We start from the raw sequence: 23,958 nt of genomic DNA on the forward strand, positions 1-23,958 counted from the left end.
GATGCCGATTATAGTGCGGCCTTTCTCTTCAACCAACGGGACTTCCGCCATGACCGCTACCGCCCTGCCCCCCAGCCCCCGTACCCGCGTGCGCCGCGTCGCCGAACTGGCCAGCTACGAGCAAGCCACCCTGCACGCCATCCTCGACGCCGCCTACCTGTGCCATATCGCCTTCCACGACGAGCACGGAAACCATTGCATCCCGACCGCCTGCTGGCGCATCGGTGGCCACCTGTACATCCATGGTTCGAACGGCAGCCGCATGCTCAAGCAGCTGCTGCGCGAAACCGACGTGTGCGTGACGGTGACCCATCTCGACGGCCTGGTGCTGGCGCGCTCCGCCTTCAATCACACGATGAACTACCGCTCGGCGATGGTGTACGGGCAGTTTGAAAAAGTCAGCGACATCGGCCAGCAGCATGCGGCCATGGATGCGTTGATGGAAAAGCTGATTCCGGGCCGCCTTGGGCAGGTGCGCGGCGGCAGCGCCAAGGAATACGCGGCCACCACCGTGCTGCGCATCGCGCTCGACGAATACGCCGTCAAGCAGCGCAAAGGCGGCCCGCTCGACGACGCGGACGACATGGCGCATGCCGTCTGGACGGGCGAACTGCCGTTTACACACGGCCGTGGCGCGGCCATCGCCGATGCGCTCAACACCAGCGACATGCCCGCGTATGCCGCCGCATGGGGGACGGAATCCGCTTGACCGGCCAGCGTGCTTGACCGATGATCGGCGTTGATGGCGATCGCCACCAATTGACCAACCGATCCAATCACGCATGGAGCATATGATGATGAAGCGAGTATCCCTGGCCGCGGCCCTGACGGTCATGCTGGCCTGTGGCAGCAGCGGCGCGGCACTGGCCGCCGATGCGGGCGACGCGGCCCTGAAGGCAGCCATCGCCGGCAGTGCGCGCACGCCGGCCAACACGCTGCGCGACGGCGCCCGCCACCCGTATGAAACGCTGACGTTCTTCGGCATCAAGCCGACGATGACGGTGGTGGAACTGGCGCCTGGCGGCGGCTGGTATACGGAGATCCTGGCGCCCTACCTGCGCGACCACGGCAAGCTGATCGCCGCCGGCAACGATCCCCAATCCGCCAGCGAAGGCGCACGCCGTGGCGCGGCGCGCTTCCAGCAAAAACTCGACGCCAATCCCGCTGCTTTCGGCAAGGTGGAACTCGGCGCCTTCGCGCCACCGATCACCTACCGCATCGCGCCCAAGGGCACGGCCGACATGGTGCTCACCTTCCGCAATATCCACAACTGGATACCGATCGGCGAGGCGGGCATGCAGACCCTGTTCAAGGAAGTGTATGACAGCCTGAAACCAGGCGGCGTATTCGGCGTCGTCGAGCACCGCCTGCCGGTGAGCCAGGCGCAGGACGCCACGGCCAGCAGCGGCTACATGCATGAAGCGTATGTGATCAAGCTGGCCGAAGGCGCTGGCTTCAAACTGGCGGCCAAGTCGGACATCAACGCCAATCCGAAAGACAAGGCGGACCACCAGGGCGGCGTCTGGGCGCTGCCACCGACCTACGCCAACAAGGATGTCGATCGGGCCAAGTACACGGCCATCGGCGAGAGCGACCGCATGACCCTGAAGTTCGTCAAGCCATAGCAAAACAAACGGCGGCGCACCACTCCGGCGCGCCGCCCGACCACGGATTGGAATGCCGTCTTACAGGTAGATGCCGTACACGCCGCACAGGCGCTTGACCAGGGTGCAGGCATTGGCATCGCCATCCGTTACGCAGGCGGTGTAGGCTTCCTCGCAGGTTTCACGGGTTGGCAGGGCAAACGCGGAAGAACTGATGGCGCCGGCAAAACCGACGGCGGCGCAAAAGACAAATACGGCTTTTTTCACATTGATCATTTTTATCCCATTCCCAAGAGTTGAGTCGTTATATAAAACCACTGGAAGACAAAGACGTCAGCCGCCAGAAACCGCCTGTCGACAGACGAATTTCATGGCGCATGGAAATAGTACCACCTTAAAAAGTTAGTAAATACGCAAACAAGAAAACAAGATAACGTTTCTTTTTCATCCCATTTCATGGAATAAAAACCGGCCCGCCGCCCTCCTGCCGCGCATTTGCATGGAAACAGGCGAAAAAAAACCGCAGCACAGGCTGCGGTTTTGGTATCGATACCTTATTTCTTCACTTCCTTCGGCATCACCGGCACCAGGCTCAGGTCCTGGAAGTCGTAGCTGAAATCCGTCTCGGCCGACACGGGCGCCATTTTTACTCTGTCGATGCTGCCATCGGGATTGAGCGAGAACGTCACGTAGGCATCGGCGTTGAAATTGCGCTCTTTCCAGCGCACGATGAAGGTGTCGTGCTGCCAGTGTTCCAGCTCGCCCGTCAGGTCCGGCGTGCGCGTGAAGCTGAGGATATGCTTTTTCCCCTCGGGCTTGATCACGACCTTGCCGTACCAGGCATCTTCATACTCGCCGTCGTACGCCGCCAGCGGCAGCGACGGCTGCGATTTCGCCGCGCGCGCGCTCGACGCCTTGCCCTGCTTTTTCACCTCTTCCGCATGCTGGTCCTGCTCCACCTTGGCCACCAGCGCCAGCCAGTCCGACGGCGCCGCCTGCAGGTAATGGTCGAGGATGCGCCATTGCAGCGCCGTCATGGAACCGCCATTTTCCGCATTGGTCAGAATGGCCACGCCCAGTTTCGCTTCCGGCACCATCACCACGCGCGAATAAAAGCCCTGCAGCGCGCCGCCGTGCATGGCCACTTTCATGCCCTTGTAGTCGCGCAGCTGAAAGCCCAGGCCATACGCGCTGAAGTTCGGTTTCGTGGCGGCCAATGCCGGCTTCGGCTCGGCAATCTTGATCGGCGTTTGCGCCGTCCACATTTCGCGGCCCTGCTTTTCGCTGAACAGGCGCGCGTCCTTGCCATCCTTGTCCTTCACGCCGGCGATCTTGCCGCCGTCGAGCAGCACCATCATCCACTTGGCGATATCTTCCGCATTCGTGTTGATGCCGACGGCGCCCACGGCATTCGGCACGGGCATCGATTTGACGGCGGCGATCTTGCCGTCGATCTTGCTGTGCGCACTGGCGACGTCGGGCTTGCCCGCATTTTCAGCCAGGCTGGTGGTGGTGCCCGTCATGCCCAGCGGCGCCAGGATGCGTTCATGCATGGCCTCGCCCCAGCTTTTCCCCGCTTTGTCGGCGATGATCTTGCCGGCCACGATGTACAGCAGGTTATCGTAGGCATAGCTGTTGCGAAAACTCGTGGCCGGACGGATGTAGCGCAGCTTCTCGATGATCTCGTCGGTGCTGAAGGTCGTCGTCGGCCACCACAGCAAGTCGCCCGCGCCCAGACCCAGGCCGCTGCGGTGCGTCAGCAGGTCGCGGATGGTCATGGCGCCCGTCACGTAGGAATCGTGCATCTGGAAGCCGGGCAGGTGCTTGGTGACGGGATCGTCCCAGGCCAGCTTGCCTTCGTCGACCAGCATGGCCAGCGCGGCGGCCGTGAAGCCTTTCGAGTTCGATGCCACTTCAAACAGGGTCTGCGCGTCGACAGCCGCCGGTTCGCCCAGCTTGCGCACGCCAAAACCCTTGGCGGTGATGACTTTGCCATCCTTGACGATGGCGATCGCCATGCCGGGCACGTCGAACACTTTCAGGGCGGTGGCGACGTCGCGGTCAAGATCGAAGGCGGGCGCGGATGCGGGTGTGGGTGCGGCGGCAACGACGGGGGCCGCGTCAACAGCCAGCGCCGGCACGGCGATGCTGGAAAACGCCAGCACGATGGCGGCGGCGAGACGGTTCATGGTATACATGGTCAGGATATCCAAGGAAGGTTCAATGCGCTTGCGCGGCCATCAATTTATCGACGCTTTCCTGCGTCACCGGGTGGTAGCGTTCGCGCGCTTTCGCATACACGTCCTTGGCCCAGGCATGGCCCTGCGGCGTCTTCATCAAGGCGCTGTACAGGGGCACGACGAACTTCTGGCGGCCCACGCTCATCAGGAATGCCTGCAAGGGCTGGTGCACGTCGTAGCCGGCGTTCACGGCGGCCAGGTAGAAACGGTACGCGACTTCATTATTGCCGCTCTTGCCCACGCCGTAGGCCTGGTCCAGCTCACGCAATTGCGCCGCGCTGGCCTTGTTGTTGATGTCGTTCAGGAAGTGCATCGATTCGATGGCGATCCACTTGTCCATGCCCAGGTCCTTCGTCGCCAGCTCGCCTTTGAGCCAGGCGTCGCGATGCTGGTCGAGCAGCGCCAGGCGCGGCGAAACGACGCGCTGCGCGCTGGCCGGCACGCCCGTGCCATACAGCCATTCATCGAGTTCCGCTTCCGGCATGACGTCCGGATGCTGTGCCAGCAGGTTCTTGCGCAGGTAGGCGATGAACTGCTCCGTCGTCACGCTCTGGAACGCGTGCTGGTCGAACCAGCCGCGCAGGAAGGGATCGAACACGGCGCGGCCGGCGCGGCGCTCCATGGTGGCCAGGAACCAGGCGCCTTTCGGGTAGATGATGCCGTCGTCCGTGTACGTTTCCGCCGGGTTGGCGTCCGCATCGCGCGTGATCAGCGCCGTTTTCGCCGCCGGCAGTTCGCGGATCGCAGCGGCCAGCTCTTCCTGGTCGACCTGCACGCCCATCTGCGCCACTTCGCTGCCATACAGCTGCTCGACAATGCGCGTGGTGACGTAGGTGGTGAAGCCTTCGTTGAGCCACATGTGCTTCCACGAGGCGTTGGTGACGAGGTTGCCCGACCACGAGTGGGCCAGTTCATGCGCGATCAGGTCGACCAGGCTGCGGTCGCCCGCGATCATGGTCGGCGTGAGGAAGGTCAGGCGCGGGTTTTCCATGCCGCCGTAGGGGAACGATGGCGGCAGCACGATCATGTCGTAGCGTCCCCAGCCATATGGACCGTACAGCGCTTCGGCGGCCTGGATCATCTTTTCCGTGTCGGCCAGCTCGTATTCGGCCGCCTTGATGCGCGGCGGTTCCGCATACACGGCGGAGCGGGGACCGAGTTTGCGCACTTCCAGTTCGCCGATGGCAATGGCCAGCAAATACGATGGAATCGGCTGCGGCATCCTGAATTTCCAGCCACCCTTGCCCGTCGCCTTTTCATCGTTCTCGGCGCTCATCACGACGCGCATGCCCGCTGGCGCATCGATGCGTGCGCTATACGTAAAGCGCACGGCCGGCGTATCTTGCGACGGCACCCACGAGCGGGCATTGATGCTTTGCGACTGGCTGAACATGAAAGGCAGCTTGCCCGACATGGTTTGCTGCGGCGTGAGCCACTGCAGCGCGATGGCGTTCGGCGCCGTGTGATAGTAGACGCGTACTTTGCCCGGCTGGCCCGTGGTGGTGATGCGCAGCGCCTGGCCCTTTTCCGGGTCGGCCTTGTCCAGCTGGTACGGCGCCATCTGCCATGCGCCGCGCTTGTCCTGTACCTGCACCTTGGCGATCGACAAATCGCGCGTATCAAGCACCAGGGTGCGCGCCGCCGGATCGATCCAGTTCAAGGACAGCTCGGCATAGCCGGAGAGGGTCTTTTGCTTGAAGTCCGCTTTCAGGTCTAGCTGCAGGTCGCGCGTGCGCACCTGGTCATAGCGCGCATAGCTGAGGGGGTCGGCGTGCGCGGCCAGGGTCACCTGGCAAAGTAGCGCACAGCCCAGCGCGCGCAGGAAGGTCAAAGTTTGCATGGTCGTCTTTTGAATGATTTGCGAAAGCCCCGGTCCGTGTGCGCCGGGGCGTCGCGCAGAATAGCACTTCCGGCGCAGGCCGGCAGAAAAAAGCGCCGGACCGGCCGGCGCTGTTTCCCTATTTTGCTTCCGGCTTGGCCTCGGCCTTGGCTTCCGGCTTTGCCTCGGGCGCCTTCAGCGGCGTATTAACATCCTTCATCAGGTTGTTCTTGTCGCGGTCCTGCTTGAACAACTCCAGGCGCGATGGCGTGATTTTTCTCGGCCAGGCGTTATTGCTGGTGTCGATGTCGGCCGTCTCCCAGTACGGGTCCTGCACCAGGCCCACCATCGGCTCGTCCGTGACGATCACCTTGCTGATCTTGTGCGGCGCATAGCGCCACACTTCGGCCGGCACGCGCTCGATGATCTTCTTGCCGCTTTTCAGTTCGATTTCCAGGATCAAGGGCATCACCAGGCCGCCGAGATTCGAAAAGTCGACCAGGTACAAATGCTTGCCCATGTTGCGCTGTTCCAGCAGCTTGCGCTCCCACGGTTCCAGCGTTTCCTGTTCTTCCGCATAGCTGTTGCGGTCCTTGTTGGTGACCGTGAATTCATCGTGCCGGTTATAAAAATCCTTCAGCGCGGGATCGATGTCGACCCTCTTCGGCAGCGCCTTGTTGCGCTGGTCCGAAATCGAGATCGGCTGCGCGGCCTTCTGCGCCTTCTTCCACGCTTTCTCGACTTCAGGATTCTTCGTGCTCACGCCATATTCGCTGATGCCGTCGATGCTGATATCGACCGCGTCGGTGGTATAGAACCAGCCGCGCCAGAACCAGTCCAGGTCCGTGCCGGAAGCATCTTCCATGGTGCGGAAAAAGTCGGCCGGCGTCGGGCGCTTGAACTTCCAGCGCAAGGCGTACTGTTTGAAAGCGAAGTCGAACAGTTCGCGCCCGAGGATGGTCTCGCGCAGGATGTTGAGGGCCGTGGCCGGCTTGTCGTAGGCGTTCGCCGTGAACTGCAACAAGGACTCGGAATTGGTCATGATGGGCACCTGGTTCTGGCTGCGCATGTAGTCGACGATCTTGCGCGGCTCGCCATTCCACGACGGGAAATGCTCTTCCCACGCCTGCTCGGCCAGGTACTGCAGGAAGGAATTCAAACCTTCGTCCATCCACGTCCACTGGCGCTCGTCCGAGTTGACGATCATGGGGAAATAATTGTGGCCCACTTCGTGGATGATCACGCCGATCAGGTCATATTTGGCCGTCTTCGAGTACGTGAGTTCGCCCGTCTTCTTGTCCTTCACGGGGCGCCCGCCATTGAACGCAATCATCGGGTACTCCATGCCGCCCACGGCGCCGTTGACGGAGATCGCGTTCGGATACGGATAGTCGAAACTGTACTTGTTGTACTGCTCGATCGCGTGCACGACGGCGCGCGTGCTGTACTGCTGCCACAGCGGGTTGCCCTCGTTTGGGTAATACGACATGGCCATCACGCGCTTGCCGCCGCTATCGAGTCCCTGCGCATCCCAGATGAACTTGCGGCTCGACGCCCACGCCACGTCGCGCACATTGGCCGCCTTGAAGTGCCAGGTTTTCATCCCCGCCGCCTTGCCCTTTTCCGCCGCCAGCGCCTCGGCGGGCGTGATCACCAGCAGCGGCGTATCGCTGTTTTTTGCGCGCGCCAGGCGTTCGCGCTGCACGGAGCTCAGCACGGCGGCAGGATTTTGCAGCTCGCCCGTGGCAGCCACCACGTGGTCGCCCGGCACCGTCAGATACAGCTCGTAATCGCCAAACTCCAGCGTGAATTCCCCGGAGCCGAGGAACTGCTTGTGCTGCCAGCCGACGGCGTCGTAATACGCGGCCATGCGTGGGAACCACTGCGCGATCTGGAAGATCGTGTTCTTGTCGTCTTCAAAATATTCGTAACCGGAGCGCTCGACCAGTACCTTCTGGTCATTGATCTGATACGACCAGTCGATATTGAACGTGATGCTCTGGCCTGGCGCCAGCGCCGCCGGCAAATCGATGCGCAGCATGGTCTGGTTGACGACATGCGGCAGCGGCTTGCCGCTGGCCGCCTTCACGGCGGTGAGCTTGAAGCCGCCGTCGAATTCTCGGCCCGCATGGAGGGCGCGCAAGTCCTCGAACTTCAGCGCTTCATCCTCGCTGCCACTGAGCCAGGCCTGGCGCGATGGGGCGCTCAATACGCGGCGCTGATCGGCATCCTGGCGCAAGCCATTCTGGTCCAGCTGCAGCCACAGATACGCGAGGCTGTCGGGCGAGCGGTTGTGGTAGGTGATCTGTTCGCTGGCCGTGATGGCGCGGCGTTCCTCATCGAGCGTGGCGCGAATCACGTAATCGGCGCGCTGCTGCCAGTAGGCGTGGCCGGGTGCGCCGGACGCCGTGCGGTAGTTGTTCGGCGTGGGCAGCAGTTCTTCCAGCTGGCGGAACTTGTCGTCGAAGGGCGCCGCGGCGCACAGGCCGGACAAGGGAGCGAACAGGGTCAAACACAAGGCAAGCAAGCGGACAAGGACCGGCATGGCGCATTCCATCTGGGAGTCGTGGACAGAACTGCATTCTAAGTCGAGTCTGTTTTCAAATCGATCATTGTTGTCGAAGTCCCACACACCAGGTGGCGCCGTGCCCTGGCAGCACTGGCGCCGGCGCAGGCATAGGCGTATGATGCGCCTCGAACATTGGGGAGTAGTCGTCCCGCGGTCACGCCGCGGGAACCTGTATCAACATGATTGGCCCGCAGGCCATGGTGCAGGTGGTTGAAAAACTTGACGAGACCATTGATCCAGGGCGGCCGCATGGGCCGGAGTCGCCCGTGGATCATTGGTTAATTCGTCCGGCCCGTGTACCTCTTGCAATCTCATGGAAGCATTCCTCATCTCCACCGGCATCGTCGGTCTCGCTGAAATCGGCGACAAAACCCAACTCCTGGCCTTTCTGCTGGCCGCCAAATTCCGCAAGCCCTTGCCCATCGTGCTGGCCATTTTCGTCGCCACCATCGCCAATCACGCGTTTGCCGCCGCCGTCGGCGCCTGGATCACCAGCATGCTGGGGCCGGACGTGCTGCGCTGGGTGCTCGGCGTATCGTTCCTCGCCATGGCCGCCTGGACCCTGATCCCCGACAAGCTCGATGAAGACGAAACGAAGCTGGCCAAGTACGGCGTCTTCCTGACCACCCTGATCGCCTTCTTCATGGCGGAAATGGGCGACAAGACGCAGGTGGCGACCGTGGCGCTGGCGGCGCGCTATCACGATATTTATTCTGTCGTGCTGGGTACCACTTTCGGCATGATGCTGGCCAATGTGCCGGCCGTCTACCTGGGTGACAGGATCGCCAACCGCGTGTCGCTGCGCCTCGTGCACGGCATCGCGGCGCTGGTGTTTGCCGTGCTGGGCGTGGCGACCCTGCTGGGCGCGGGTGCAGCCCTGGGCTTCTGAGGCAGCTTTATATAATTTCTCATTTACAATATTCATGTTCATAATTACAATGTCGCGGACATGAATACCGGCGCGCCGATTCCGAACGGTCGGCGCGCTTTCTTGAGGAATCTATGCAGTTAAATGGAAAAGTGGCGGCGCTGTGCCTGGCCGCCTGCGCAAGCCAGTTCCCCGCCGCCATGGCGACACCCGTGAGCTCCCCCTCTCAGACGGCAACGCAGTCCGCACCCGAAGTGCGCACGCGCGACCTGTTGCTGCTCGGCGCCGGCCTGATCCTGCTGCTTGGCCGGCGCCGTCCCGATGACGACACCTGGCAAGACTAGACCAGCAGCAGCACCGCATACTCGCGGCCCTCGTCGCGCAGGGCGATGCTGTTGCCCTGCTGCGCCACGCCATCGAGCGACAAGCCCGCAGGGCGCCCCTGTGCCTGCTCCACCGTGATGGCATAGCTGCTGGCGCCGAAGCGGTAATGCAGCTTGAAGCTGCGCCACTCGGCCGGCATGGTCGGCGCCATGCGCAGCACGTTCGCTTCGCGCGTCAAGCCCAGCAGGGATTCGACGATCAGCCGGTACAGCCAGCCCGACGATCCCGTGTACCAGCTCCAGCCGCCGCGTCCCACGTGCGGCGCGACGGCATACACGTCGGCCGTCACCACATACGGTTCCACCTTGTAGCGCGCCACCGCCTGCGCATCAGCGCCATGGCGCACGGGACTGATCATACGCAGCAATTCCCACGCCTTTTCACCATCGCCCATGCGGGCAAACGCCATCGCCGTCCAGATGGCCGCATGCGTGTACTGGCCGCCGTTCTCGCGCACACCGGGCACATAGCCGCGGATGTAGCCGGGATTCAGGTCGGCCTTGTCGAACGGCGGATCGAGCAGTTGGATCACGCCAAGGTCTGTGCCAGGCCAGCGGCGCACCAGGCGCGCATCGACCTGGCGCATGGCGCCGGCCACGCGCTCCTTGTTGGCGGCGCCCGACAGCACGCCCCAGCTTTGCGAAATCGAATCGATCTGGCATTCCTCGTTGGTGTGCGATCCCAGTGGCGTGCCGTCATCGAAATACGCGCGCCGGTACCACTCGCCATCCCACGCATGTTCCTCGACGTTGGCCGCCAGTTTCACGGCTTCGTCGCGGCAGAACTGGGCAAACGCGGCGTCGCCGCGCAGCAGGGCCACTTCGGCAAAGCGCTGCAGCACTTCGTACAAGAAGAAGGCCAGCCACACGCTCTCGCCCTTGCCATGTTCGCCCACCTTGTCCATGCCGTCGTTCCAGTCGCAGGAACCCATCAACGGCAAACCGTGCACGCCCAGGCGCAGGCCATGGCGGATGGCGCGCACGCAATGCTCGTACAGGTCGGCCGACTCGCCCGAACGCACGGGCAAGTCGTAATACGAATCCTCTTCCGGCTTGACGGCACGCCCCTCGATGAAGGGCGCCACTTCCGACAGCACGTTGACGTCGCCCGTGGCGATCACATAACGGCAGGCGGCCAGCGGCAGCCACAGGTAATCGTCGGAGCAGTGCGTGCGCACGCCCCGGTCCGACGGCGGATGCCACCAGTGCTGCACGTCGCCCTCGACAAACTGGTGCGCCGCGCACAGCAATAAATGCTTGCGCAGCAGCTGCGGCGCCGTGTGTATCATCGCCATCGCATCTTGCAACTGGTCGCGGAAACCGTAGGCGCCGCCCGACTGGTAATAGCCGCTGCGCGCCCACAGACGGCAGGCGATGGTCTGGTACATCAGCCAGCCATTGGCGATCACGTCGAGCGACGGATCGGGCGTTTCGATGCGCACGGCGCCCAGGGTGCTGTCCCAGTGCGCGCGCACCGCGTCGAGCGCACTGCGCGCCGCTTCCTTGCCCGCATGGCGCTGCACCATGGTGCTGGCGTCGGCATTGCGGCGCCCGCCCACGCCGAGGATGAAGACGATTTCGCGCTCCTGTCCCGGCTGCAGTTCGAACGGCACCTGGATGGCGGCACACTGGTCCAGCCCCGTGCCCGCCTTGCCGGACAGGCGCACGCGGCGCAGCGCCGCCGGCTGCGCCAGGCTGCCATTGCGGCCGATGAATTCATTGCGGTCGCAGGTGATGGAGCGGATGCTCGCGTCGGTATTAAAAAAGCCGACGCGGCCCGAAAACTCCGTGTTGTAGTTATTGCGCGCAAACAGGGCGCCGCTGATCGTGTCGACCTCGGTGGCCACGTGCATGCCGGACTTGGCGCGCAAGTCGGCCATCACCCATTCCACATAACCGGTGACGGACAGGCGGCGCGGCACGCCGCTGTCGTTGCGCACCTTGATCACCGAATATTTGACGGCCGCATCGAGCGCCACATAGGTGCACAATTCTGTGGCGATGCCGCCTTCGCTATGTTCAAACACGCTGTAGCCGAAGCCGTGGCGCGTCACGTAATCGCCGCTCCCGCGCGCGGGCAACGACGAGGGCGACCAGAACTGGCCGCTTTGCTCGTCACGCACATAAAACGCTTCGCCGGACAGGTCGGAGACAGGGTCGTTCTGCCATGGCGTGAGGCGGAATTCATGCGCATTCTCGCTCCACGTATATGCCTGCCCCGCTTCCGACACCACCGTGCCGAATTGCGCATTGGCCAGCACGTTCGACCACGGCGCCGGCGTCTGCTTGCCTTCTGCCGTGGTGATCACGTATTCGCGCCCATCGGGTGTGAAACCACCGAGGCCATTTTCCAGGATCAGCGCGCGCTCTGGCGCGCGGTGCGGCACGCCGCCCTGTTCGCGGGCCGGATCCTGCAGCAGCGGCGGCATGCGCAGCACGGGGCTCGGTGGACGCTTGACCTGCTCGGCCAGGGTGCCGCGCAAGTCGCTGATGATGGCGCGCGCCACCGATTGCAGCAAGATGCGGTCTTCGTTGGCGATCTGCTCGGCCAGGCGCACGAAAATGCCGCCCGGGCGGTCGATCGCCTGCGCGTCGATGCCCGAGGCGATCAGGCCCATGATCTGGTCGTGCAGCAGCTGGCGGTAGCCCGACTGTTCTTCGTACCAGATCACCAGGTCGACGATCAATCCCTTCAGGCGCCAGTAGGCGTGCGCCTGCACCATCTGGCGCGCCAGTTCGATATTGGCCGCGTCGCGTATCTGCAGCAGCACGATGGGCAAGTCGCCGGAAATGGCATACGCCCACAGGCCGGACTGGCCGCGCTGGTTCTTGATCAGGATGCTGGCCTCGGCGCGCAGGGCCGCATTCGGATAGATTACGGCGTTGGCCAGGCGCGCATACAGCTGCGCGTCCGCTTCGCTGGCATTCAACTGGCGCAGCACCACCTGGCTGTGCGTCCAGGCCAGCTCGAACACGCGGTCGGCCAGGTGGCGGTCCTGGTATTTGTCGATCAGGTGCAGGGCCGCCTCGCGCTGCTCCACCATGCCTGTCACGCTGTCGACCGTCACAGCTTGGTCGGGTTCGAGCGTGATGACGTAACGGATGGCCACGATGGGGTCGAGCACGGAGCCTTGGCCGCCACTGAGCGGGCCACCTTCCTGCAGCGCCTGCGGCAGCTGCGCCGTGTTGCCGCGACCGATGAAGCGCGCGCGGTCCGTCTCGAACGATACTTCGTAGCGCTCGATATCGTGCACGGTCATCACATGCAGCAGCCACGGCATCTGCTCCTCTTTCGAGCGGGGCCGGCGCGTGCATAGAATCGCCTTTTCATGCGCGAGGATTTCCGTCTGCACGAACAGCTTGCTGAACGCGGGATGGGCCGCGTCGGCCGCCGCCGGCGCCATCACCACTTCGGCAAAGCTGGTGATCTCGATGCGCCGCTGGCGGTTCGAATTATTGCTGATGCGCGTGCGGCGGATTTCAATGTCGTCCTCGGGCGAGACGACGATTTCCGTGTACAGGTCGAGGCCATGGTCGGCGCGGCGGAACTCGGCCCGCCCTTCGGAAAAAATCACTTCGTATTTCTTCGGTTCGGCCAGGGTGGGCTGGTACATGGTGGACCAGACTGCGCCGTTATCGAGGTCGCGCAGGTAGCAGAAATTGCCCCAGTTATCACGCGTGCTGTCTTCGCGCCAGCGCGTCACGGACAGGTCTTTCCAGCGGCTGTAGCTGCCGCCCGCATTGCTCACCATGACGTGGTAGCGGCCATTCGACAGCAGCTGCGTTTCCGGCACGGCGCTGTTGGCTTGCGTGAGGATACGCATCGGCATGGCCTGCTCGGGCGCGCCGCTGCGCAGCACCGCCAGTTCGGCCGTGTTCGAGTAAAACGCGCCGGCCTGCGGCGTGCGTTCCTGCAGCACCAGCAAGGCCGATTGCAGCAGCGGATCGGACTCGAAACGCCGCTGCATCGGGCGGTCATGCAGCAAATAGCTGAGGGCCAGAAAACCCATGCCCTGGTGGTGCACCATGAAGGAGCGGATGATGGCGCTGCCCTGCCCGCGCGGCAGGCGCGCCGTGGTGAAATCGATGGCTTCAAAAAAGCCGTAGCGGCCCATGTAGCCGGCCGCCTGCATGCGCTGCAGGTTCTGGCACGACGCTTCCGGCTGCACCATCAGGCCCATCATGCTGGCATATGGCGCCACCACCAGGTCGTCGGCCAGGCCACGCTTCAGGCCCAGCCCCGGCACGCCAAAGGCGCGGTACTGATAGTTCAAACTGGCGTCGACCGTGTTGTAGCCGGACTCGGAAATCCCCCACGGCACATCGCGCTGGCGCCCGTAATCGATCTGCGCCTCGATGACGGAGTGGTAGGTCTGGTCAAGCAGGGTATTCGGGTAGTTCGGCATCACCAGCAGCGGCATCAGGTACTCGAACATCGAGCCGCTCCAGGACAGCAGCACGGGCTGGCCAGCCACCATGCACAGCTGGCGGCCCAGGGCGAACCAGTGCTCCTGCGGCAGCTGGCCCTGGGCGATGGCGATGAAGCTGGCCAGGCGCACTTCGGAAGCCAATAAGTCGTAGTAGCTGGGGTCCAGGCGCCGTTCGCTGACGTTGTAGCCGATGGCCAGCAGTTTTGTCGCCGGGTTGTACAGGAAGCCATATTCAATCTGCGCGAAGTCACGCGCCTGGCCCGCCGCGTGGGCGATGTCGCGCATGTGGCGGCCCGCCTGTTCGCGGCCCTGCGCCAGCAACATCGCCAGTTCGGGCGGCGTGCCTTCCGGCGCTTCCAGGTTGGCCAGTTCGCGCAGGGTCGGCACGCGCATCAGCGTCGCATCGACGCCCGCGTGCGCCGCCCACGGCGCCAGTTGCAGCAACTCGGCCAGCGCCGCGCGGCACTGGCGCGCCAAGGCTCCCGCCCACATGGACAGCTCGCCATCCTCGCTTTGCAAGGTCAGCGACAGCAGCGCGTCGGCCGCGCCATTCGCGGCGGCGAGATAGGCATGCCATTCGGCCAGGCTGGCGGGCGCGGCCGCTGCCTGCAGCAGGGTCATGCTCTCGCGTATGGCCTTGCCCTCGCCTTCGGCGGCGATGAATTCCTGCAGCACCTGCGCCGTCGTGCGGATGCCCTGCACGATCTGCACGCCGATGATGGGAGTGTCGTACAGTTCCACCAGGCCCGGCTGCAAGGTCAGCAGATGGCCGGCCAGGTTGCCGCTGTCGACGGTCGAGATATACATCGGCTGCAGCGCCTTGAGCGTTTGCGTGTCGTACCAGTTATAGAAATGGCCCTGGAAGCGTTCCAGCTCGCCCATGCTATGCAGGGTGGCGCGGCTGCGCTCGATCAACTGGCCCAGGGTGAGGTAGCCGAAATCGTAGGCCGTCAGGTTGGCCAGCAGGGCCAGGCCGATATTCGTCGGCGAGGTGCGGTGCGCCACCACCAGGTTCGGATGCTCCTGCATGTTATCGGGCGGCAGCCAGTGATCGTCCGGCCCGACGAAGGTGTCGAAATACGCCCAGGTCTTGCGCGCCACGCCGTGCAAAAAACGTCCCTGCTCGGCCGACAAACGCGCCACGGCCCGCTCGATGGGGCGGCTGATCCACCAGGCGATGGCGGGTGCGGCCAGCCACAACAACAGCACCACGGCGGCGGCCGGCAAGGCTTCCGGGCGCCAGTAGAGCAAGGCGCCGAAGGTGGCCAGCGCCAGCGCGGGCGAGCACCACATGGCGCGCCAGCTGTCGGCTTGCGAACCTGACGATACATGCAGGTTCGAGGCACGCCAGTCGAGCAAATGCTTGTGCGACACGCCCAGGCGCCACAGGGTGCGGACGATGGCGTCCAGGCTGATCCACGCTTCGTACGGCAGGAAGACGAGGGTCAGCATGGCGTGCGAAAACTGCACGCCGCAGCGCCGCTCGAAGGCGGCCAGGTGCTGGCGCCACAAGGTGTCGCGCGGTTTGCGCAGCAGATCGTACAGGGCCGAAAAAACGGGCGGCAGGAAGATGATGGCCAGCACGGCCGCGCTCCAGAAGGCCACGTGCGGCAAAAAGCCCCACACCAGCAGCAGCGACACAGTAGTGGCGGGCGCCACGACGCTGCGGCGCAGGTTGTCGAACAGCTTCCAGCGCGACAGCATCGACAAGGGATTGCGTTCGCGCTTGCCGGCACGGCCCGGCACGCGGCCCAGCAACCAGCCGATCAGCTGCCAGTCGCCGCGGATCCAGCGCTGGCGGCGGCTCACGTCGGCGTCGTAGCGTGCCGGATATTCTTCATACAGCTGCGAGTCGCTCAAGAGGCCCGCGCGCAAATAACAGCCTTCCAGCAGATCGTGGCTGAGGATTTTATTGTCGGGCAGGCGCTGGCCCAGCACGCGCTCGAACATGTCGAGATCGTAGATGCCCTTGCCGATGAACGAGCCTTCATAAAACACGTCCTGGTACAAATCCGAGACGGTGCGCGTGTAGGGGTCGATGCCCGGTTCGCCGCCGCACAGCAGCTCGTAGCGCGAGGCGTTTGCGCTGGGTAGCGCCACGGCCACGCGCGGCTGCAGGATGCCGTAGCCGGCCACCACGCGCGTGCCGGCAGCGTCCAGCACGGGGCGGTTCAGCGGGTGCATCATGGTGGCGATGAATTCGCGCGCCGCGTCGCGCGGCAGCTGCGTATCCGTGTCGAGCGTGATCACGTATTTGATCGTGCGCAGGCCGCGCAACTCGCCTTCCACCAGCGAGAATTTGTCGCGCGCGCCGCCGCGCAGGAACGCGTGCAGGTCGGACAATTTGCCGCGCTTGCGCTCCTGCCCCATCCACGCATTCTGCTGCGAATTCCACAGGCGCGGACGGTGCAGCAGCAGGAACGGCCCCACATGGCCCAGCTCCTCGGGGTCGGCCGGGTCGCCGTTTTCCTTGAACTCGACGCCCTCCACGCGGTACTTCTCGTTCAGGGCGCGGATGGTCTCCTGCGCCTGGCGCAGCAGGGCTTCATCGCCGGGCATCGTTTGCGCCTCGGCGTCGACGAAGTCCGTCAGCAGGCAGAAACGCAGGTTCGGGTCGCGGTTGGCGAGATAGCGCACTTCCAGCGCCTCGCACAGGGCCGCCACGTTGTCCTTGCTGTAGATCAGGGTCGGCACGACGACGATGCCGCGCGCATCGGACGGAATGCCGGCCTGGTAATCCATGCGCGGCAGCGGATGCGGCGACGTCATCAGGGTCGCCAGCCAGTTCACCACGGCGACAGACAGCTGGCTGCTGCCCAGCAGCGCCAGCGCGCCCAGCGCCGCCAGGGGCCAGCCCTGCACGCCATGGCGCACGGCGCGCTCGAGCAGCAAGGCGCTCGTCGCCAGGCTCAGGAAGCAGATGGCGCCCAGGTAGACGGCCAGCGGCGCGGCGCGCGCCGTATGCTGCAGCGCCTCGACAAACGGCAGCCTGGCGCCAGCCTGTTTTTCCAGCACCAGCACGCCGCGGCCCACCAGATAAAAGCCGATGTGGCCGCGGCGCGCGTCATTGCCGTTGCCGTGCGTGTGCGCCAGCTGCACCACCATCTCGGCCACTTCCACTTCGCTGCGCGCGCTGCGTTTGGCGATGCGTTCGATGGCGTGGCGGTAGCTGTCGCGCGTGGCGAAATCCATCAAGCCATAGGTGCCGGCCGGATCGAGGCGCAAGGTTTGCTCGACCACGCTCATGGTCTCAACGAATTCCTGCCAATCCATGGTGCCGAGAAAACGCAAGCTGCCGATGCTGTTGGCGATCGACACCTGGTCGGCCGCCTGCTGCCCGATCTCGGACTGGATCTGCTGCTCGATGGTGAGGCCCGACTCGGCCAGCTTGTGCGTCAGCCACGACAGCGCCAGGGTCAGCGAGGAACTTTGTCCCTGCAGGCGGCGCGACAATTCGGCCACGAAAGCGCTGGTCATCGGCGGATTCGAACGGGCCATGTCGGCCACCAGCAGGATCAAGCCGCTGGGATTGCGCTCGGCGATCTCCGTCATCTGGTCGGCCCAGGTGTTGGCCAGGTCGCGCTGCATGCGGTCGTCGGCCACGCGCACGGCGACGCGGCGCAGGTTTTCGATCAGGGCCAGGCGCAGCATGATGGGCACGGCCCACAGTTCGCCCAGGGTCAGGGTGGCCACGTCCTGGTAAGCCTCGACGAAGTGGCACAGGTTTTCCAGGTCGACCCTGCCATCGCCGTGCGAGATGATTTCCAGCGCAATTTTATACACGCGCGGACAGCCCGCGTCCGCACCGGAGCTCAGCCGTGGCAACTCCTTGCTGTAGTTCTTCGGCAAGTGGCGCCGCGTGGTGCGGATCTGCTCTTCGATCAGATAGAAATTATCGAGCAGCCATTCCGAGGCGGGCGTGACCTGGCGTCCGCTTTTGACGGTCGCCGTCAGCTCGTTGACGGTGGCCGTGATCAGGGCCGCATTGTCGGCCAGGCGCGCCAGCAGGCGGTCGCGGCCGTGATGCCGCCCTACCGCATGGCCGGCGGCCACGTGCTTGCCGTGGGCGGCCATCTGCATGGCGCTGAATAATTCGGAACGCAGGGGCAAGGCATCGTCGCGCGCGGCGTCGAAGGTGTCCGGTGCAAGGGAGTGGTCGCGGAAGATTTCTTTAACTTTGGAAATCTGTTCCTTGATCTGCTGCGTGACAACTGCTGTGTACTCTTTCAACTTGGGCCTCGCTAGGTGCGCGCAGGCAACCAGCGGCCACCGTCACGCGGGCCCAGTCTGGAAGAACACGATCGGACACTGGCGAAGACGGAAAGCGAAGCGCCGGAGCGTTGCGACGAATCTCAGGGTATAGGGAGATTTTCTGAACTTCATCGTAGGAGGGCGACGCAGGCAAGACCGTGCGCTAGCGTACATAGCTGGCGCTTTGGCAGCGTGTCGGCAAAGAAATTCGCGGACTGGACAGTGAAAAAATGCCGCAAGGAAACGAATAGCGTGCACCGTGCCAAAGATGGCACGGTGCAATATTTCAAGGAAGAAAGTTCAAGCCGCTCAGGCAGCGATGGCCAGCGGGTGGCGCGTCGCTTCCGCCATCGCCATGCCGCCGTTCAGTTGCCATGCGGCGCCATGACCGAGGCGGCGCAGGCAGGCGCTGGCGCGCGCGCTGCGGTTGCCGCTGCGGCAGAAAAAGACCAGCGGGCGCTGCGGTTGCTGCAGCCATGCGGCCACCTGTCCCGCCAGGCGGCTCAGCGGTACGCTGCGCACCTCGCAACCCTCGAATACCGTGGCGGCGCACGCCGCGTGTTCATACGCTTCGCGTACGTCGACGAGGATGGCATCGGGATGCTGACGCAGAAAGGCGGGCAAGGCGGCCGCATCGAGCTGGAGTTCGGCGGACGGCACGCTACCGTCCTGCACGCTGTGCACGGTGCCGCAAATACTGCCGTCGTCGCCTGACGCGCACAGCACGGTGTCTGGCGTCAGCAGCGCCGCATCCAGCAAGGGCGTCAAGGCGTCGGGCGCCAGGGTGCCGATGAAGGCGAAGCGCTGCTCCAGCACATACACATGGTTATCACCGCATTCGATGCGGCGCAAACGCTGCTGGCCCAGTGCCAGCTCACCATCGATATCGACGTGACCGACTTGTTCGATCTCGAGTTCCTGCAGCAAGGCCAGGCGCGCCACGCCATGGTCGGCTGGCGCCGTCGTGTGCACGATGGCGCGCAAGGCCAGGTGCTGGCAGCGGATGAAGGCGGCCAGGCGCGGCACGAGCGCGGCGACAGGGTCGATGACGACGCAACTGGCGCTGGCAGCGTCGCTGAGCAGCCAGGTGCACTGGCCATCGACGCTGAGCTGAATCACGCCATCCTGTGGCGATGGCGCCAGCGCCGACGGCAGCAAACAGCTGCTGCGCAGCGCTTCACCACAGCGCTCGATGCGCGCGCAGGCGGCCGTAATGGTCGCCGCGTCGATCAGCGGGCCGAACGACAAACGGATGGCCGAGCTGGCGCGCCATTGCGGCACGTGCATCGCTTCCAGAACATAACTGGGGAGCGCTTTGGCGGCGGAACAGGCGCTGCCCGAGCTGACGCGCACGCGCGCCGCGTCGAACAGGTCCAGCAATTCTTTCGACGACAGGCCCGGTACGGAAAAATTGAGCGTCGTCGACAACGACAAGTCGAACGGCATATTGAACACGATGCCGGGGAAAGCGCGTTCCAGGCTGGCCACCAACTGCTCGCGGAACGCGGCCAGGTCGGCGTGGCTGCGGAAGGTCTTGCCATCGTCGAGCGCGGCCAGCACGGCGCCCAGGGCGGCGATGCCGGCCATGTTTTCCGTGCCCGAGCGCAAGCCCGCTTCCTGGCCGCCGCCCATCATCAAGGGCGTAAACGGCGCGCCGGCGCGCACATACAGCATGCCGATGCCCTTGGGCGCATACAGCTTGTGGCCGGAAAACGGCGCGTAATCGATGCGCGTGGCGGCCAGGTTCAGTTTCAGCTTGCCCAGCGCCTGCACGCAATCGACCATCCAGTAGGCATCGGCGCCGCGCTCCTGCAGCAGCTGGGCGATGGCGGACAAATCGCTGACGACGCCCGTTTCATTATTCGCCGCCATCGTGCACAGCATGGCGGCGTCGCCGATCAGCGCATCGAGCGCCTGCAGATCGTGGCGTCCCTGCGCATCGACGGGCAGCTTGCGCACTTCCAGGCCCAGGCCCAACAGCCGGTTCCAGTGCGCCAGGCTTTCCGGCACGGCCTTGTGCTCGGTCGCGCCATACAGCAGCAGGCTGCCGATGCGCTTGCCCGCAGCGCGCCGTTCGCGCAGCGCGCACAGGGCCGACAGCACGGCCGTCTGGATGCCTTCGGTGGCGCCGCTGTTGAACATCAGGCGGCCGTCGCCCACGCCCAGCAAGCCGCTGGCGCGCCGGCGCACGCCATCCATCATGGCCTTGGCCTGCAACCCCGTCGCGTGGGTGCTGCTGGGATTGCCATAGCCCTGCTCCATCGCTTGCCGGGCGGCGGCAACGGCGGCGGGCAGCACGCAGGTGGTGGCATTGCTGTCGAGGTAGATTTCTTTCATGATGGCAGTCTGACTATTCTATAAAAAGGGGGCAGCGCAGGCGGCTGGGACATATGAATAGTCTACCGGCCTGCCCCCGTGAAGATATGCCAAAAAATGCTGCAAACAAGGTACCATGCAGCATGTACATGCCACAAAACACGGAATAGCAAAATGAATTCACCAAGTACTCAGCTTGACAAATTCGACTGCGCCATCCTCGCCGCCCTGCAGCAGGACGGCACCTTGTCGATCGCCGCCCTCAGCGAGAAGATCGGCTTGTCCAGCACGCCGTGCTGGAAGCGGGTCAAGCGCCTGGAGGAAGAGGGCTATATCGAGAGCCGCGTGGCCATCGTCAACCGGCAAAAAGTGGGCTTGCCCGTGACCGTCTTCGTCAGCGTGCGCACGGGACAGCACGATGAAAAATGGCTGCGCCGCTTCGCCGCCGCCGTCATCGTCTTGCCCGAAGTACAGGAATTTCACCGCATGAGCGGCGACATCGACTACCTGCTGAAAGTCGTCACGACCGACATCAAAGGCTACGACACGTTTTATAAAAAGCTCATCAAGGCCGTGCAATTGACGGGCGTGTCGTCCGCCTTCTCCATGGAACAAATCAAGTGCAGCACGGAATTGCCGCTGGAATTGATCGCTCACGGCTTGCCTGCCTGAACGTTTTTCCGCGCAGTACGGATGCGCATGAAAGTCGCGCATATTAATATCCTGCAATCGTTGCCGCACAGCAACGCTCATCAATTAAATACGGCATTCTCCCCATATCGCCACCCTATCGGTCGCTATACTGCGCACTTGCCTGTGCATGTCCGGCACCCTCTGCCAGGCGCGCGGGCCCATTCCCAGGGTCGCCCATGCATCTGCTTCGTCACCTCTCCATTCAGAAAAAATTGATGTTCAGCATGGGCTTATGCCTGCTGCTGTTCATGGGCATTTCCTCTTTCCTCAGCGTGCGCATGAGCAGCGACTATGTGCGCGAACGCGTCGTTGGCCAGGAACTGCCGGCCCAGGTGGGCGAGATCCGCAACGACGTGCTGCGCCAGATCAGCCAGCCGCTATCGGTGGTGCAGACGATGGCCAATGATGTCTTCCTGCAAGACTGGGAAGATGCGGACCTGGCGGAAAACGGCCTGGTCACGTTCCAGCGCTATGCCCGCATGCTCAAGGAAAAAAACAAGGCGGCCGTCGTCAGCTGGAGTTCACAAGCGGCGTCCAGGTACATGACCGATGCGGGCCTGATCCGTACGCTGGACAAGCAGCTGCCAGCCGATCACTGGTTCTTCAGCATGCTCGATGAAAACAAACAGCACACGATCAATCTGGACCGCGATCCGGCCTCGGGCAGTTTCATGCTGTTCCTGAACGCAAGGGGCCAGACGGCCGGCGGCAAGGCCGTCATTGCCGGCATGGGCCTGAGCGTCGACGCCATGGCCGAGACCATCCGCAGCTACAAGGTCGGCCAGACGGGCCATGTCTACCTGGTACGCGCCGACGGCAACCTGCTGATCCACCGCGATCCGGCCCTGGCCGACGGCAAGCATCAATTGAAGGACTTGCCCGGCTTTAATGAAGCATTGAGCAAGACTCTGCTGACCGGCAACAAATACGCCTATGCCAGTTATGCGGCGCCGACCGGCAAGCAGCTCGTGGCCGCCTCTTTCGTGCCGGAATTGAATTTGTATGTGATGGCCGAAGTGCCGGAAGCGGAAGTGTTGGGCAACGTCACGCGTTCGGCCCTGATCGCCGCCCTGATCGCCGGCCTCGTCGGCGGCGGCATCGCCCTGTGCATCATCTATGTCATCAGCCGCGCCATTGCCGGCCCCGTCGCGCGGGCGGCCGACATGCTCAGCGAAATCGCCAGCGGCAATGGCGACCTGAGCCGCCGCATGCCCGTCGAATCGGAAGACGAGGTCGGCGCGCTGGCTGCCGCCTTCAACCGCTTCGTCGCGTCGCTGAACGTGACGATACGCGAAGTTCGCGACAGTACCGGTGCCATTGCGAGCGCATCGAGCCAGATCGCGTCGGGCAACCTGGACTTGTCGGCGCGCACGGAAGCCCAGGCGTCGAGCCTGGAAGAGACGGCGGCGGCCATGGACGAACTGACGTCGACTGTGAAACAGAACGCGGACAATGCGCGCCAGGCCAATCAGCTGGTGGTGTCGGCCTCGAACCACGCCGTCAAGGGTGGTGAAGTGGTGGGCCAAGTGGTGCAGACGATGGGTGCGATTACGGAAAGTTCACGCAAGATCGCCGATATTATCGGCGTGATCGACGGGATTGCCTTCCAAACCAATATCCTCGCCCTGAACGCTGCCGTCGAGGCGGCCCGCGCGGGCGAACAGGGGCGCGGCTTTGCCGTGGTGGCAACCGAGGTGCGCAATCTGGCACAGAGGTCAAGCCAGGCGGCCAAGGAAATCAAGGACTTGATCGTCGATTCGGGCAGCAAGGTGGAAGCGGGCAGCAAGCTGGTCGACTCGGCCGGCGCCACCATGCAGGACATCGTCGTCTCCGTGCAAAGAGTCGCCGACCTGATGGGAGAGATCGCTTCGGCCAGCCAGGAACAAAGCCAGGGCATCGCGCAAGTCAATGCCACAGTGACGCAGATGGATGACGCCACCCAGCAAAACGCGGCCCTCGTGGAAGAAGCGGCGGCGGCGGCCCAGTCCTTGCAGGATCAGGCCGGCCGGCTGGCGCAAGTAGTCAGCGTGTTCAAGCTGGAAGAATCCGGGCATGCGGCGCAGCCCCAGCCCCGGCAACCGGCGCACCAGCCCAGACTGCCCACGCCATCGCGCCCGGCAGCGCCGGCCAGCGATGCGTGGGAAGAGTTTTAAAGGGGATTAAATCGCCGGCGCTTTCACGCTGGCCGCTTGTTTGAAGAAATCATAAATGCCGCTCTCGCTCATGCGGCGCGCATTCGCAAGTTCGCCGCCCTTGGTGGCGTACAGCACTTGATTATTGTCGCTCGATACGAGCACGGCAGCCGGGATGCCTTTCTTGAGCGGATTGCCATAGGCTTGGGCCACGTCCAGGTTATGGTCGAAGTTACCCACGTCGACCTTGACGACCTTGAACTGCTGCTGCATCAACTCGGCGTTCTTGCCTTCCTTCAAGGCCTTGTCTAGCGCGCGGCAATCCTCGCACCAGTTGGCGCCAAAGATCAGCAAGACAGGCACGTGGGCCGCCTTCGCTTCGGCCAGCGCGCGGGCCACGTCGGCCTTGGCGTCGGCTGCCGCGTTGTACGGCAAGTGCGGCGTGGCGACGGGGTTGCTCGGCGTTGGCGCGGCGGCCATGGCGGTGCCGGCAAGCAGCAGGCTGGCAAGGAAAATAGAAAAGCGCATGCGGGCTCCTGAGAGAAATCGTGGGGACCAGCTGAACAGCTGTCAGCTAGTGTGATTGTCTAGAATATGCGTACCTGTAGGAAATATCCACCATTTAATTGCACTGTGCTTATGCGGAAAACGTA

Annotated in this window: 13 protein-coding genes and 1 riboswitch; of the genes, 6 read left to right on the plus strand and 7 right to left on the minus strand. The window is 63.8% G+C overall.

Annotated elements, in window-relative coordinates; all coding sequences use genetic code 11:
* Positions 1–49 precede the first annotated feature (49 nt).
* Complete coding sequence (locus ACPJXG_RS26540) at positions 50–709, plus strand: pyridoxamine 5'-phosphate oxidase family protein (protein WP_425252791.1); 660 nt, start codon at positions 50–52, stop codon at positions 707–709.
* An 88-nt stretch (positions 710–797) separates the two neighbouring features.
* Positions 798–1,625: a class I SAM-dependent methyltransferase gene (locus ACPJXG_RS26545; RefSeq protein WP_425252792.1), complete on the plus strand. Its 828-nt coding sequence runs from the start codon at positions 798–800 to the stop codon at positions 1,623–1,625.
* A gap of 60 nt (positions 1,626–1,685) precedes the next feature.
* Here the strand turns inward: ACPJXG_RS26545 and ACPJXG_RS26550 are convergent, their stop codons facing one another.
* From ACPJXG_RS26550 to ACPJXG_RS26565, 4 genes are all read right to left on the minus strand, one after another.
* Positions 1,686–1,880 (minus strand): hypothetical protein, encoded by a 195-nt coding sequence (locus ACPJXG_RS26550; RefSeq protein WP_176387671.1) that lies wholly within the window; start codon positions 1,878–1,880, stop codon positions 1,686–1,688.
* 278 nt (positions 1,881–2,158) lie between these two features.
* A complete protein-coding gene (locus tag ACPJXG_RS26555) occupies positions 2,159–3,802 on the minus strand; it encodes a serine hydrolase (RefSeq protein ID WP_425252793.1) in 1,644 nt (547 codons plus the stop codon).
* A gap of 22 nt (positions 3,803–3,824) precedes the next feature.
* On the minus strand, positions 3,825–5,684 hold the full coding sequence (locus ACPJXG_RS26560; RefSeq protein ID WP_425252794.1) for a M1 family metallopeptidase: 1,860 nt from the start codon (positions 5,682–5,684) through the stop codon (positions 3,825–3,827).
* Positions 5,685–5,802: 118 nt separating this feature from the next.
* Positions 5,803–8,208 carry a M1 family aminopeptidase gene (locus ACPJXG_RS26565; RefSeq protein WP_425252795.1) on the minus strand — a complete coding sequence of 802 codons (2,406 nt, stop codon included), beginning with the start codon at positions 8,206–8,208 and terminating at the stop codon, positions 5,803–5,805.
* Between the two features lie 146 nt (positions 8,209–8,354).
* A riboswitch (yybP-ykoY riboswitch) is annotated at positions 8,355–8,537 on the plus strand.
* Between the two features lie 8 nt (positions 8,538–8,545).
* On the opposite strand from ACPJXG_RS26565, the gene ACPJXG_RS26570 reads away from it, so the two are divergent.
* Positions 8,546–9,121 carry a TMEM165/GDT1 family protein gene (locus ACPJXG_RS26570; RefSeq protein WP_071325686.1) on the plus strand — a complete coding sequence of 192 codons (576 nt, stop codon included), beginning with the start codon at positions 8,546–8,548 and terminating at the stop codon, positions 9,119–9,121.
* A gap of 113 nt (positions 9,122–9,234) precedes the next feature.
* Entirely contained in the window at positions 9,235–9,444 is a 210-nt protein-coding gene (locus ACPJXG_RS26575; RefSeq protein ID WP_099401272.1) for a hypothetical protein, read from the plus strand.
* On the opposite strand, the gene ACPJXG_RS26580 is transcribed toward ACPJXG_RS26575, so the two are convergent.
* Positions 9,441–18,080: a GH36-type glycosyl hydrolase domain-containing protein gene (locus tag ACPJXG_RS26580; protein WP_425254793.1), complete on the minus strand. Its 8,640-nt coding sequence runs from the start codon at positions 18,078–18,080 to the stop codon at positions 9,441–9,443. The two genes, ACPJXG_RS26575 and ACPJXG_RS26580, sit on opposite strands and share 4 nt — an antisense overlap.
* 393 nt (positions 18,081–18,473) lie before the next feature.
* Complete coding sequence (locus ACPJXG_RS26585) at positions 18,474–20,501, minus strand: aminotransferase class V-fold PLP-dependent enzyme (protein ID WP_425252796.1); 2,028 nt, start codon at positions 20,499–20,501, stop codon at positions 18,474–18,476.
* 153 nt (positions 20,502–20,654) lie between these two features.
* On the opposite strand from ACPJXG_RS26585, the gene ACPJXG_RS26590 reads away from it, so the two are divergent.
* Positions 20,655–21,152: an Lrp/AsnC family transcriptional regulator gene (locus tag ACPJXG_RS26590; protein WP_035823969.1), complete on the plus strand. Its 498-nt coding sequence runs from the start codon at positions 20,655–20,657 to the stop codon at positions 21,150–21,152.
* A 197-nt stretch (positions 21,153–21,349) separates the two neighbouring features.
* Positions 21,350–23,326 carry a methyl-accepting chemotaxis protein gene (locus ACPJXG_RS26595; RefSeq protein ID WP_425252797.1) on the plus strand — a complete coding sequence of 659 codons (1,977 nt, stop codon included), beginning with the start codon at positions 21,350–21,352 and terminating at the stop codon, positions 23,324–23,326.
* Positions 23,327–23,332: 6 nt separating this feature from the next.
* On the opposite strand, the gene ACPJXG_RS26600 is transcribed toward ACPJXG_RS26595, so the two are convergent.
* A complete protein-coding gene (locus tag ACPJXG_RS26600) occupies positions 23,333–23,833 on the minus strand; it encodes a thioredoxin family protein (RefSeq protein ID WP_425252798.1) in 501 nt (166 codons plus the stop codon).
* Positions 23,834–23,958 lie beyond the last annotated feature (125 nt).

The sequence above is a fragment of the Janthinobacterium sp. NFX145 genome, assembly GCF_049810325.1.
GTDB classification, from domain to species: Bacteria; Pseudomonadota; Gammaproteobacteria; order Burkholderiales; family Burkholderiaceae_D; genus Janthinobacterium; species Janthinobacterium rivuli.